Origin of the sequence: Salipaludibacillus agaradhaerens, assembly GCF_002019735.1 — a bacterium.
GTDB lineage: Bacteria > Bacillota > Bacilli > Bacillales > Salisediminibacteriaceae > Salipaludibacillus > Salipaludibacillus agaradhaerens.
The window spans coordinates 732,979-746,347 of sequence record NZ_KV917378.1; the positions used below are offsets into that span (position 1 = coordinate 732,979).

Here is a 13,369-nt window from a genome sequence, read left to right on the forward strand (position 1 = left end):
TTACCTCAACTCTTTCAATGCATTATGATAAATTTGTTCATAATCAGCTACAATTCGATTTTGATGAAATGTGACGGTCGCTCGCTTTAATGCTTCCTGTGACATTTGTTTTCTTACCATCGGATTTTTAAGTAAATAAAGTGTTCGAGCTGCAATACTCTCAATATCCCCCACTTCGCAAATAAAACCGCTTTTCCCATCCTCGATAACTTCCGGTATTCCACCTATATTTGTCCCTATGACAGGGACACCGCATGCCATCGCTTCTAAAATGACAAGTCCAAAACTCTCTTTTTCAGAAAGCAGTAATTTTACATCACTCATTGAAACGATTTCTGCAACTCTCTTTTGATTACCAAGGAAAAAGACAAGGTGAGAGAGTTTTAAGTTTTTCACAAGGTCTTTAATGACTGGTAACTCTGGTCCTTCGCCAATCAACATTAAAACAGCTCTCGTTTTTTGTTGTACTTTTTCAAAAACACGTACCACATCTTGTACTCGTTTAACTTTACGAAAATTAGAGACATGTGAAATGATATGAACATCTGAGTCTATTTCAAAAGATTTTCTCAACTCGTCAGTTTCCCTAGGATAATAGATTCGTTCATCAACAAAATTATAGACTGGTGAAATTGATCGTTGAATATGTAAAAGAGATTTTGTTTGGTGAATTAAGTCACGGGAAACAGCTGTAACTGCATCAGATTTTTCGATTCCAAACTTAATCATATCGGACAACGAAGGGTCATAACCTAGCACTGTAATATCAGTCCCATGAAGTGTCGTGACTATTTTCACATCTCGATCGACCATCTCTTTTGCTAAATAAGCACTTATAGCATGTGGAATAGCGTAGTGAACATGTAAGATATCAAGTTCTTCACACTTTATTATTTCAGCCATTTTACTTGCTAAAGCAAGATCATATGGAGGGTAGCGAAAGACAGAATATTGATTAACAACTACTTCATGAAAATAAATATTTGCCTTTTGTTCGTCAAGTCTAAAAGGTAAACTAGACGTAATAAAATGAATCTGATGTCCCTTTTCAGCCAGTGCTTTGCCTAATTCAGTTGCTACTACTCCAGAACCACCTACGGTAGGATAGCATGTAATCCCAATTTTATAGGTCATTTTATTGAGTCTCCTAACAGATCATGTATAAGTGGTGGTTTTTCGCAAAAAAAACCTTCTGCTGCAGAAGTACCTGCTTCAGCACCTAACAGTTTTTCTCTTGCTTGCAATAAGTCTATATATCCAGAATTCAAAGGTGTTTTGAGTGAATTAGTCTCTTGATTAAATTGGCTCTTAAAGCATGCTAATGCCTTGTATTTCGTTTCTTGATCACCACTAATATCGATAAGAAAATCTGGTTGTGAGGTGCCGTTAATTTGATAGTAGTATAAAGCTTGTACGTAAAAACGCTTACTAGATTCAAGTGGTAAATAGTTTTTTATAGTAGCAGAGAAAACAGCTTCTCGACATATATCACCACAATGTCCGTGGTCAGGGTGACGATCTTTATGGAAAGGGGCAAACACGAGTCGTGGCCTATATTGCCTTATTAATGTCACGAGCTCATCAGTCGCCTGCTGGCGAGATGCTAGAAGGCCTCTATCAGGGAATCGAAGTTGTACACGTGCCTGTATCCCTAGTTGTTCACACGCATTTTCTGCTTCTTTTTGCCTGATTTCAACTGTTCCATTTGAAGATAGTTCAGCTTCAGTTAAATTAACGATCACCACTTTTTTACCTAAACGTGTATATTTCGCTATGGTACCACCCATCCCAATTTCAACATCGTCTGGATGAGCACCGACAGCCATGATATCGTATTTAAAGCTCGTCATATTGCTTTTCCTCTTTAATTATTTCTCGCCATTTGAATTCACCACGTTGTAAGCCTGACAATAAGATTTCCGCAGTCGCCATATTGGTAGCTAAAGGAATCGTATATACGTCACACAGTCTTATAAGTGCTGTAATATCAGGTTCGTGCGGCTGTGCTGTGAGAGGGTCTTTAAAAAATATAACTAAATCCATCTTGTTATCTGCAATAAGTGCACCTACTTGCTGATCTCCACCTAATGGTCCGGACTTGAATCGATGAATTTTTAAGGACGTCTCTGCCATGATTCGTTTACCTGTGGTCCCCGTGGAAAATAGCTCGTGGCTTTCTAATACTTTTTCATAAGCCATTGCAAATCGCACAATATCATCTTTCTTTTTATCATGGGCAATGAACGCTATATTCATAAAAGTACCCTCCATCTTCTATAATGAGTCGGTTTTATAAATTTTATTTTATTATATGCAACTATACTTAACGAGATTGAAAAATTATTTAGAGTATCAGTTAGCATGTCATTAAACCCGTTTGACCTAGTCAATGATCTGATCTAGACCATAAACAAGTCCCGGTAATGTCAACACTGTCTCACACGCTAGTTTTACCCCTGGCATAAATGAAGCTCTATTAAAAGAATCATGTCGCAGCTTCAGCGATTGTCCTTCACCACCAAAAATAACCTCTTGATGTGCTACAAGTCCTGGCAAGCGAACACTATGTATACGCATTCCCTCATAGTTTGCACCACGAGCTCCCTTAAGTTGCTCTGTTTCATCAGGATGACCTTGTTGTTTAGTTTCTCTCACTTCCGAAATCAGTTCTGCTGTTTTAACAGCTGTTCCAGAAGGCGCATCTAATTTCCGATCATGATGCTGTTCAATTATTTCCACATCTGAAAGATATTTAGCTGCTTGCTGAGAAAACTTCATCAATAAGATCGCCCCGATAGCAAAATTAGGGGCGATAATAGCACCTAACTCTTTTTCTTCCGCTATAAGAGAAAGTTCTTTAATGTCCTCCTCTGTAAAACCCGTTGTTCCTACTACAGGTCGAACACCATAATCAAAGGCAGTGAGCATATGTTTCTTACCTGATTCAGGACTGGTTAAGTCAATGAGCACCTCACATGACACCTGTTGAAAACATTCAGCCATATCTTCAAAAACTGGCACATCAAGGTCTGGCATTTCTTCTACGTCTTTCATTTGAAAACCATTATATTTACGATCAACGACAGCCGTTAAACGGAAGTCAGGGTCTTTTGTCACCATTTTCACTGCTTCCTTCCCCATGTTTCCGCGTGGTCCTGCTATGACTATATTTATCATGTCGTTTCCTCCGATTCCTCAATTTTTGTCCAGCGATCCTTATCCCTTTTTTGAAATTTACTCATCACGAGGCGGAAAGCTTCTTCAAGATCAATGTCTAAAGAATTTGCCATGCAAATCATAACAAATAATACATCTCCCATTTCCTGTTCCATTGACTTTTCTTCTTCGGAATGTTTCTTCGGTTTTTCTCCGTAGAAATGGTTTATTTCCCTTGCTAATTCTCCCATTTCTTCTGTTAGTCTCGCCATCATAGCCAACGGCGAAAAATAGCCTTCTTTAAATTGCGATATGTAAGCATCAACCTCTTGTTGCATGTCGGCAATAGATTTTTCTGCCATGTTTAAACCACGTTCCTTTCATTACTCTAAAGGCTCCCACGCTTATCGTAGCGAAAACAAACCTTTTTGACAAATATTTTTAATTAAATTGATCCTATTCCTCTGATCTTATATAATAAATCACATTGATGGTAACATAAGGAGGTGCGATATGATTGCAAAAATTCAATTTAAAAATATCTTTTTTATTTTATTAGGGACTGCGATTATGTCTTTTGGACTCGTTTATTTTAATATGGAAAATAATTTAGCAGACGGAGGCTTTACTGGTATTACGCTTATTTTATATTTTATTTTAAATATTGATCCCGCTTACTCAAATATTGTCTTAAATATACCACTGTTCATCTTAGGGTGGAAAGTTTTAGGGAGGAACGCATTTATTTACACGTTGATTGGCACTGTTGCCGTCTCCGTGTTTTTATGGCTTTTTCAGCGCTATAAGTGGTTTGCTCTCCCTTTGGATGATGACTTGACACTCGCTGCCCTTTTTGCTGGGGTATTTATCGGTACAGGGCTAGGTGTCGTCTTTAGGTTCGGTGGGACGACGGGCGGTGTGGATATCATTGCTAAGCTCGGTTTTAAGTACTTTGGCTGGAGCATGGGACGAACAATGTTTATCTTTGATGCGTTGGTCATTACTTCGTCTTTATTTTATTTAAATTATAGAGAAGCTATGTATACGTTACTCGCTGTGTTCGTATCTGCTAAAGTCATCGATTTCATGCAGCAAGGTGCATATTCAGGAAAAGCTGCCATGATTATTTCGGACCACGCCTCTGATATCTCCTCTACCATTATGCGTGAAATGGACAGAGGTGCCACCATTCTTAAGGGGAAGGGAACTTTTACAGGACATGATCGAGACGTTTTATATTGTGTTGTGGGCAGGAATGAAATGGTTCGTCTTAAAAATCTTATTGCAAAGGTGGATCCTCATGCCTTTGTAACGTTAACAGATGTACAAGACGTATTAGGTGAGGGCTTTACTCTTGACGAAAATAAAAAGCCTTTTGATTTATAAGGAGAACTCATTCTTTCTTTAAGGACTCCTTCTTAATAAATAACACTTTCAAAACTTAACAAGATTATGAATGTTTAAGGGTGGCTCCGCTATTCCCTCACACGTTTAAAAAGCTTCATGGACACATATCGTCCCCATGAAGCTTTTGATATTCTATATCTTATAATAGTCAACGTTAATCTCTATTCATCATGACATACATTAAAATAAAACGAACTAACTCGGCTACAGCCACTAACGCCGCAGCTACATAAGTTAACGCTGCAGCATCCAACACTTTCTTTGTTTCTCGCTCTTCATCATTACGGATAACCCCAAGAGACACTACTTGATCCATCGCTCTGCTTGACGCATTAAATTCCACAGGTAAGGTCACGAGTTGGAATAATACAGCAAAAGACATGAGAACAATCCCCGCAAGGAACAATTCAGTTATTGTTAAAAGCATCCCGCCTAATATTAAAAAAATAGAAATGTTTGATCCGAAGCTTGCAACCGGGACTAAAGCAGATCGAAATTTCAAGAAACTATATCCTTCTGCATCTTGAAGAGCATGCCCTACTTCATGGGCAGCAACTGCTGCACCAGCAACAGAATGGCCGTAATAGTTATGCTCTGATAGTCTGACTACTTTTTTCCTGGGATCATAGTGGTCCGTTAATCGACCTTTGATAGGTTCAACATTTACATCATAAAGACCATTATCATTTAAGATTTGCTTTGCAACTTCGGCACCACTCATACGAGATGATGAAGCTACTTGTGAATATTTACGATACGTATTTTTAACTCGGGACTGGGCCCATAATGGGATAATCATTAAAATGGCAATATATATTAGGTATCCGCCTAAAGATCCAAACATAATTGATTCCTCCTGTTTTTCACTGTTGTGAATTTATTATAATCTTAGTCAATCCGAACTAAGCTGTCAACAAATTTGACTTTTTACCCTCTTTCACTTTTCCGATTAGACATGTGTTTCTTTCGGTCCTTATGCCCTACATACTTTTTCCAACCGGCATATGTGAGACCGCTAAAAATGGCACTACTCACTGTGATAATAAACCAGTAAAGAGATGGATCAGTATCTTCTTCAACATTATTACCCTCGAATACTTCTGTAAATGATTGCTGTAGAAGCTCAATATGTCTTTCCCACTCCGTTTTTGATGGCGTACCTTCTGACATCTTTTTCAGAAATACCACTTGGGAATGCAAGCGTTGAAATTGCGAATCAGACAAACTCACATGCCATGCTGGTTCAACGGTTTTATAATAAGCGATTAAGCGAGTAATATTCGTCTCTTCAGGAAATGATTCGTTAGATATGTCTTCCAACATTTTTGACAGCTCGTTCTGAAATAGAGGCTCCGTTTGTTTCCACAATGGTTCATGGTTATTCAAAAAGACATCTGTAAGTAAACGTAATTTATATACTTGTTGGACCCTTTTCTCGTGTGGTAGTGATGTCCTCTTAACTGCTTCAACAGCATCTTCATATGTTTCTGTGATCACTTGTAATTGAGTCATCGTTAAGTCATTTTCATCACGTTCCAATTGAAGAAAATCATCAGAAAATTTTTCAAGAAGTTCTAAAGCTTCCTCGTAATGATAATCTTTGACATATTTTAAAATCGTATCAGTTGACCGATTTAACTGAACCCAATTGTGATCTTCACTTGCTCCGACAGTGAAATCGAGACAGAGAATTATTAATACGCATAGTATGCTTATTTTTTTCATCCAATCCATCGTCATGCCTGTCCCTCCTCTTTATCATAGTTCATCCTATGAAAAAAAGGACAAGAGTAGACCGAAAACAGAGAAGAAATATCGTTATCTGTTTGAAAACCCTTCAATTGTATAGTCGTTATATAATTTATTTAACCAGTATACAACTAAAAGACAACTAATGCTCAACCAAAATGTAAAGTAACCAATCTCTTGGATATAAGGCTGAATGGATGACGCAACCCACGGATGCATCCCATAGACATAATCAATCACATCATTGTGAAGTGTCCAAACAGCCACGACAATCAAATGCCAGCCTTTAATCCTGTAATAAGGAGTATATAATAATCCTTGTATAGCCATCCCCAAGTGAGACACGATCAACATATAATTAAGTATGCCAATTGGTGTTCCTGCTGCTGCTGCCGCTAATATCATGACGACAGCCCAAATGCCGTATTTAAGTAAGGTGACAGCGGCAAGTGCTTCAAACAGTGGTAAATTTCTCCCGAACAAAAAGGCAGCTAATACAAAACAGAAAAATAAACTAGCCGTCGGGCTATCTGGCACAAATATCATAAAGTGAATTGGCGTTGTTGCAAGCTGATTGTCATACCACATATATCCATATATAGTTCCGGCTATATTTATTATAAGTAATAAAGCAATAAACCAACGTTGACGTAAAATTGTATGTAAGTATATCATCATCTCTATCGCTTCCTTCTCAATCATTATGCTTTTTATTCTATCAATTTCTAATCTTTTTACCAACGATTTTCATGCTGAACTAATAACTAAAGATAAGTCACTAAAAACTTCAAATAGTAAAAATAGTCATAACTAGGCCCACAATAAAAAAAGAAGCCAGTAAATGCACGGTGGCACCTGGCTCCTTTTCTCCTAATGGAGGGGGCCTCACTCGGACGCTCCTCCTTGTTTGAAATTAGTCGTTTCCTGCTTCTTCGTCTTCCTCGCTGGCACCGTTTCCGTTCTCCGGATCCTGTCCGTCATTAGCAATGAAGGCCGCTAATATCTCAAGCTCTTCATCGGTCCCATCAAATTGATCTGCAGGCATATCACCAATACCATTTTGAATGATCTCCATCACGTCTTCTGTTTCATAATCACTCTCAAATATGTTTGGTCCTGCAGCACCACCTAACATGTCTCCACCGTGACAACCGATACAGGAATCTTGTGATTGATAAATCTCGTATCCTGCAGCGGATTCGTCAACTTCAATGTCTTCTACTATTTCTCCTTGCTGGGCTGCTGCTTCCCAGTCATGGTCGTCAACAGATTCCCACGTAAGGAAAATAATCGAAGCCACAGCCAGTAACATTAAACTACTAGCAATCGGGCGTTTGAGCGGCCGTCGTTCTTTACTAGTATCGAGCCAAGGAGCTAATAGCAATGCCCCAAAAGCTAATCCTGGAATAACGACTGCCCCAATAACGGTGTACTGACCAGCTGCAAATTCATACTTCAGTAACTGGTATAAAAATAGAAAATACCAGTCTGGCAACGGTATGTAACCAGAATCAGTGGGATCCGCCATTCGTTCTAACGGTGCCGGATGAGCAACAGTAAGAACTAAAAATCCAACGAGAAAAACAGCACCAACCATCCACTCACGAAGTAAAAAATTCGGCCAGAAGGCTTCTGTTTTCCCTGGGTATTCTGAATAATCCTTCGGTATATTCGGTTTCCGTTCTGCTGGGACACGTGAGTCACCAACAAACTTCATCCCTTTCCCGCGATGCATAGCTTTTCCTCCTTTTCACTTCCAACCATCTTTTACAGCGGTCCAGAAATTCCTTGCTTACGAATCATGTAAAAGTGGGCCCCCAATAATCCTAATAACGCACCAGGTAGGAAGAATACGTGAATTGCAAAGAATCGTGTTAATGTTTGCGCTCCGATAATCTCACCACCGGCTAACAATGTTCTTGCAAAACCACCAATTATCGGTGCACTTTCTGCAATTTCCAAGCCTACAACAGTAGCAAAATAAGCTTTCATATCCCAAGGAAGTAGGTAGCCTGTAAAGCCAAGTCCTAATATAACAAAAAAGAGCAAGACACCAACGACCCAGTTTAATTCACGAGGTTTTTTATATGAACCGGTAAAGAAAACCCTCAATGTATGAAGAAACATCATGACAATGACAAGACTTGCTCCCCAATGATGCATTCCTCGAACGATCATCCCGTGAGTCACTTCATTTTGAAGATAGTAAACAGATTCATATGCATGAATGATATCCGGAACATAGTACATTGTTAAGAACATACCGGACAGTATTTGAATGACGACAACGAAAAAAGTTAGACCGCCAAAACAATAAACAAAAGCTGAGAAATGATGAGCCGGATTGACGTGCTCTGGCACTTCATGATCCGCAATATCACGCCACATCGGTGTGATATCTAACCGCTCGTCTACCCAATCATATATTTTTTGCAGCATTTCTTACGCCCCCTTAAGCATTACGCTGAATGATTTGTCCAAGATAAATCGCTCCGTCACGGACTTCCACTTCATAGATGTCCAACGGTCGCGTCGGTGGCGTACCTGGAATGTTTGTCCCGTCTCTCTCAAATCGTCCGTCATGACATGGACAATAAAACTGCTCTGGGTAATTTTCGTTGGCATCCCAGTTAACTGTACAGCCTAAATGAGTACAGGTAGGTGATAATGCAATAATCTCATCGCCATCTTTATAAATCCATGCAGTTTGGGCTTGTTCTGATTGGTACCACGCATCGTCAACTTCGACTTGAAAGTTCACAAGCTGAGGCTCATCAGTCAGTTGATCTTCAGTAATACCGACCGATACAAAATCTGATTCTCCGGTTGCCCCTAACGCAGGGTCCAACGCCATTCTGACCATAGGGCTTATCATACCCGCCGCCATGAAACCGCCTACACCTGTTAAAGTATAAGTTAAAAATTGACGTCTAGACACCCGGTGTTTTTTCTCGTCACTCACGACCTTCCCTCCTTCACTTACAGTTCTTAACACAAACTCACACATAAAAACATACTAAGACAGTATTATGATAGCCCAAAAAAACAGGCTCTGTCAATAAAATCCGTATAATCATTTTAGAAGAATAGTATCCTATTCTCCTCTAGATTTTGGTTCCTCTTGCCACTTTGTCGTAAAAATGGGCATTAGCTCTTTTGCCTGCTGCTCTATTGTCGCTCGAAATTGCGTTTTATCCATTGATTCCACCGTAGAAACTGGTGTCCATATTAACTCATCTGGAAGCTGTGGGGCTATGGTTCGCCAAGTAATATCAGCCGTTATGTAAATGATATGTTTAAACCCATTATCAACAAGATGCTTATCCCACTGCTTTAACCTTTTCAACTTATCTTCAGTCTGCTCAATTGTTAAATAAGTGAAGGAGGGCATTAAAAACACTCTACCCGTAAACTGAGTTTCTAGATATTCTGCTAAGTAAGACGTGTATTCCCCTTTTATGATTGTTTGTTTCTCTTCTTCCCCCCACTTTAATGGGATAAGCGGTATTAAGGCAGTATCCACATACTCCTTAGCCTGCTCATACATAAGAAAATTTTCTGCTCGCCATTTCATCTCATTCACTCCTCGTATTATCATGAAGACCGATCATTTGAAACGTATCGTATTGATGGCCAATAGAATATCCTGAAAACATCTAAGAAAAAACTGGTAATAAGAAAAACAGCTTCATTAAGATATACATCCTTCTGCAAACTAAAAGCCCTTAATCAAGGGCTTTTAACTGAGTATATTTTTCTGCAAGTTCATAAAATCTAGATTCATTACCCGCCATTAACGCTTCATCAATTTCTTCTTCAATTTTTTTAATAGTGAATCTTCTTAGGGATTCTTCAATTATGATTTCAGCCAATACACCATTTAAATTCTCTTCTTCATTATTAACTGGTAAATATGGATTTTCTTCAAGTACTGCCACATATGAAGGGTTCATTTGTTTATCTTTAAAATTAAGTTGAATAAAAATGTCCTCGTTGCGATTTAAACGAATATCATGAAATGATTTCTCTGCATCCATCGTCACGTGTTGATTCTTATGAAAAGCAAATGGAACATGATCCACATCATTTGCGGAGATCATGAGTGCTTTTGGACAATGTTCTGCTTGTTCTACAAAATGTACCCGTTCCATCAAGATATCGTCACTCATCAAAAAGTTTAAAAGCCAAGCACATTCTCTTCGTTTTAGCTGATATGACTCAAGAAACCATTTTAAAAATTCTCTTTTATCCATAACCGGAACTGGATTTGTCATCATGAACCCCTCCCTATAAAATGTGGACAGGAACTCTTTTAGCTAAGTACACTTACCAATCTAAAATACAGCGGCTCTAACTTCCCAATTAAACGAACATGACCAATGTACGACTAACAGCCTTTATAGTGATAACTATTCGCCACGGTTTTAAAAAATCCTTCAAAAATTTATTTTTAAATTTCATCATACAAACGACCTATAAATACATTGAATGCACGGCTCCTCTTTACATCAAACCTTGTTAAAAAAAGATGTTAGAGACTAGTTATCATTGTTCACTTGTTAAACATTCAATTGTGACATCATTCAAACAGTTGTCTTACTATCATTATATCACAATTTGCTATTTTTTTAATTCAATAAGCCGTTCTTCTATGTCAAAGCGGTGAGGTTGCAACATTAGGAAGTCCTCCAATAATGTAACTGCTCGTGTTTTATTACCAGCTGCTAAGTACACCGTTGCCGCTTCTTCAAGAAGCACCTCATCTTTACTTAAAGATTCTAGCGCAATATCGTAGGCCTTCACTGCCCCTTTTATATCATTTTCCTCAAATAAGGCTTTTCCTCTATACCGTTCAAATAAAGGATCAAACTCACTATAGTTATCTAGAAATTCCAGTAATTCTATGAGCGCCTCATAATCCTCTTCCTCATCAAAGTAAAGAAGTAGCTCTTTTACAGCAGAGATATTTGATGGGTTGAGGGCGATGACTTTTTCTAAAAATTCAACCGCCTTTTGATCATTACCACGTGAAAATTGGAGCCTTGCTAATTCTAAGTATAAGTCTTCATTAAATTCATCTTTTTTAATTCCTTCTTCTAATACTTGCAAAGCCTCGTCTAACTTTTGCTGTGCTATATAGGCTTTTGCAAGATACGTGTAGACGGTCGTATAGTCAGGATCCATCTCAATAAGTCGATTAAAGACACTTATCGCTGTCTCATAATCGTCTATTTGAAGAGATGTAAAGCCATAACCGAATAAGCCATCAGGTGTTTCGTCGTCCTCAAGCCCTTCTTTATAATTAGCCACTGCATCTTCAAATTCACCTGTGGCACTATAGGCTTCTGCTAGTTTCAACTTTGGATTCACTGGCAAATCGTCGGGCAGCTCCCCTTGATAAATTGCCTTCTTATAGTAAGTAATCGACTGCCTGTATTCTCCACGGTTTAAATAGAATTCTCCTAATCCAAATTGAAGAACCGCATTATCTGGTTCATTCTTAATGGCTTCTAGCAGTTTCTGTTCCGCTACTTCTGATAAACCTTGATGTTCATATAAATCTGCGAGAAGAAGTTGCGCCTGTACATAAGCCGCATCACTACTCTTAATTTCTGTAAGCATATCAATCGCTTCATCTTCTTTTCCCAGTTCACTATAACATTCAGCAGCAAAGGCAAAAAGTTCCCCATGATCTGGATATGCAAACATAAGTGGTTCCACTAGTGATAATGCTTTATCCACTAAACCCAATTCATAATATAATTCACTGATTGTACGTTTTGTTTCATCATTCGCTTCTTTTTCTAGTTTTTCGACTTTTTTTAATCCTTCTTCATGTTGCCCTTGCTCGATTAATTGGATGGCACGTGCTAATTTTTCATTCATGTCTTACATGCTTCCTTTCTATCAACCTTTGCCCTCATTTTACCTCACGCTGTCGCCGAGTCAACCAAAAAAGCGATTAAACTCTCAATAATTATTTAACTGTGTATTGATGCACTTCATTAATTGACAAAAATTGTTCAGGCATTGTTGAAGTCAATTCGCCACCTAGTATTTCTTCAATAAACCAATAGGAACTCGCCTTAACAACCTCTCCTCTAAGAACGATCACATCAGGCACCCGTACTTCTTCAGTTGTGACACTTAAATCCTTTTCCCAATACATAAAATAATCTGCATGGGCCCCTGAATCAAACGTCCCTTTTTGTGGATATAAACCTAACCTTTTCAAGAATAAAAGAGGTAGTACTTCATGTTGTTCAGGCAGCTGAAAATAACTGTTTAAACGTCTATATTTAACCGTTTCTTCCCAGCGTTGTTGTATTTTAAGTTTTTGCCTCTCCGTTAAGTCTGAGTTTTTTTGATCAAGAATAAACATGGTCCTTAACGGAAAAGCTGCTTCGATTAGTCGCTGCCATGATGCCTTATTAATATCATTCATCGTTTGCACCGTAAAAACAATAAGTGGAACAGATAGTTTTTTTAATTTTCTCACCCAAGACGGTGTTAAGCGTCTCAAAGGGACCCTTATTGCATGGACATAATCTACTAGACAGTTTTTTAATAGCTGTCGTGATGATTCTAAAAGCTTATCAGTTTCACTTTCATATTTCATATCTATAAGATGAATAAAAGTTGAAAATCCGTGGAGAAGCATATGTTTTGAAAAAGAGATCATATCACCCTCGGTCATATGTGTCAAAACATTTTCTTTTAAAATAACTTTTCCTGGGAGAACGGTAAAACCTTCCGTGTCAATATTTTTAACCCGCTGAGAAATATTACTGTTATTAAATATTTGGACGATTCCGTTTTCCACAATAACCTTTTTCACGTTTGCAGCGGTATTATTCCCATCATGAACTTGAATGACATATTTCATAGCAACCAACTCCGTCCCTTTTAGTGACAAGCTATGATTTAAACATGTCGGATATGCTAGATACTTTAAGAAGATTCTAGACATGCGAATTAGAAAATATTTCTTTATACTCGTTAGCGAAAGCAATATTCCTCACCACAATTTAGCCTACATCAAAGCTTAAGCCAGTAA

Annotated in this window: 16 protein-coding genes; 1 reads left to right on the forward strand and 15 read right to left on the reverse strand. The window is 38.3% G+C overall.

Annotated elements, in window-relative coordinates; genetic code table 11:
• The 5 genes from bshA to BK581_RS03415 all read right to left on the reverse strand — a co-directional run bounded on the left by bshA (nucleotide 1) and on the right by BK581_RS03415 (nucleotide 3,518).
• Nucleotides 1-1,134, reverse strand: a complete 1,134-nt coding sequence (gene bshA / locus BK581_RS03395; protein ID WP_078576842.1) for an N-acetyl-alpha-D-glucosaminyl L-malate synthase BshA — start codon at nucleotides 1,132-1,134, stop codon at nucleotides 1-3.
• A complete protein-coding gene (gene bshB1, locus BK581_RS03400) occupies nucleotides 1,131-1,850 on the reverse strand; it encodes a bacillithiol biosynthesis deacetylase BshB1 (protein WP_078576843.1) in 720 nt (239 codons plus the stop codon). The genes bshA and bshB1 overlap by 4 nt, the downstream gene beginning before the upstream one ends.
• Nucleotides 1,837-2,256 carry a methylglyoxal synthase gene (locus BK581_RS03405; RefSeq protein ID WP_078576844.1) on the reverse strand — a complete coding sequence of 140 codons (420 nt, stop codon included), beginning with the start codon at nucleotides 2,254-2,256 and terminating at the stop codon, nucleotides 1,837-1,839. The genes bshB1 and BK581_RS03405 overlap by 14 nt, the downstream gene beginning before the upstream one ends.
• Nucleotides 2,257-2,382: 126 nt before the next feature.
• Nucleotides 2,383-3,177, reverse strand: coding sequence for a 4-hydroxy-tetrahydrodipicolinate reductase (gene dapB, locus BK581_RS03410; RefSeq protein WP_078576845.1), 795 nt, complete (start codon nucleotides 3,175-3,177; stop codon nucleotides 2,383-2,385).
• Nucleotides 3,174-3,518 (reverse strand): nucleotide pyrophosphohydrolase, encoded by a 345-nt coding sequence (locus tag BK581_RS03415; RefSeq protein WP_078576846.1) that lies wholly within the window; start codon nucleotides 3,516-3,518, stop codon nucleotides 3,174-3,176. The genes dapB and BK581_RS03415 overlap by 4 nt, the downstream gene beginning before the upstream one ends.
• Before the next feature lie 151 nt (nucleotides 3,519-3,669).
• Between BK581_RS03415 and BK581_RS03420 the strand changes: the two genes are divergently transcribed.
• Nucleotides 3,670-4,542: a YitT family protein gene (locus tag BK581_RS03420; protein ID WP_078576847.1), complete on the forward strand. Its 873-nt coding sequence runs from the start codon at nucleotides 3,670-3,672 to the stop codon at nucleotides 4,540-4,542.
• Nucleotides 4,543-4,717: 175 nt separating this feature from the next.
• On the opposite strand, the gene BK581_RS03425 is transcribed toward BK581_RS03420, so the two are convergent.
• From BK581_RS03425 to BK581_RS03470, 10 genes are all read right to left on the reverse strand, one after another.
• Nucleotides 4,718-5,407, reverse strand: coding sequence for a zinc metallopeptidase (locus BK581_RS03425; RefSeq protein ID WP_078576848.1), 690 nt, complete (start codon nucleotides 5,405-5,407; stop codon nucleotides 4,718-4,720).
• Between the two features lie 83 nt (nucleotides 5,408-5,490).
• Complete coding sequence (locus BK581_RS03430; RefSeq protein WP_078576849.1) at nucleotides 5,491-6,303, reverse strand: sporulation protein YpjB; 813 nt, start codon at nucleotides 6,301-6,303, stop codon at nucleotides 5,491-5,493.
• Nucleotides 6,304-6,381: 78 nt separating this feature from the next.
• The gene (gene lhaT, locus BK581_RS03435) at nucleotides 6,382-6,987 is read right to left on the reverse strand and encodes a lipoprotein heptaprenylglyceryl N-acetyltransferase LhaT (RefSeq protein ID WP_095995586.1); all 606 of its coding nucleotides are present in this window, start codon (nucleotides 6,985-6,987) and stop codon (nucleotides 6,382-6,384) included.
• Between the two features lie 238 nt (nucleotides 6,988-7,225).
• Entirely contained in the window at nucleotides 7,226-8,047 is an 822-nt protein-coding gene (locus BK581_RS03440; RefSeq protein WP_078576851.1) for a menaquinol-cytochrome c reductase cytochrome b/c subunit, read from the reverse strand.
• 32 nt (nucleotides 8,048-8,079) lie between these two features.
• Nucleotides 8,080-8,751, reverse strand: coding sequence for a menaquinol-cytochrome c reductase cytochrome b subunit (gene qcrB / locus BK581_RS03445; RefSeq protein WP_078576852.1), 672 nt, complete (start codon nucleotides 8,749-8,751; stop codon nucleotides 8,080-8,082).
• 13 nt (nucleotides 8,752-8,764) lie between these two features.
• Nucleotides 8,765-9,274, reverse strand: a complete 510-nt coding sequence (locus tag BK581_RS03450) for a QcrA and Rieske domain-containing protein (RefSeq protein WP_372898149.1) — start codon at nucleotides 9,272-9,274, stop codon at nucleotides 8,765-8,767.
• 132 nt (nucleotides 9,275-9,406) lie between these two features.
• Nucleotides 9,407-9,886, reverse strand: a complete 480-nt coding sequence (locus tag BK581_RS03455; RefSeq protein ID WP_095995525.1) for a YpiF family protein — start codon at nucleotides 9,884-9,886, stop codon at nucleotides 9,407-9,409.
• Nucleotides 9,887-10,037: 151 nt separating this feature from the next.
• Entirely contained in the window at nucleotides 10,038-10,586 is a 549-nt protein-coding gene (locus BK581_RS03460; RefSeq protein ID WP_078576855.1) for a ReoY family proteolytic degradation factor, read from the reverse strand.
• 346 nt (nucleotides 10,587-10,932) lie between these two features.
• Nucleotides 10,933-12,198 (reverse strand): tetratricopeptide repeat protein, encoded by a 1,266-nt coding sequence (locus BK581_RS03465; RefSeq protein ID WP_078576856.1) that lies wholly within the window; start codon nucleotides 12,196-12,198, stop codon nucleotides 10,933-10,935.
• Between the two features lie 91 nt (nucleotides 12,199-12,289).
• Nucleotides 12,290-13,198, reverse strand: a complete 909-nt coding sequence (locus BK581_RS03470) for a hypothetical protein (protein ID WP_078576857.1) — start codon at nucleotides 13,196-13,198, stop codon at nucleotides 12,290-12,292.
• Between the last annotated feature and the right edge of the window lie 171 nt (nucleotides 13,199-13,369).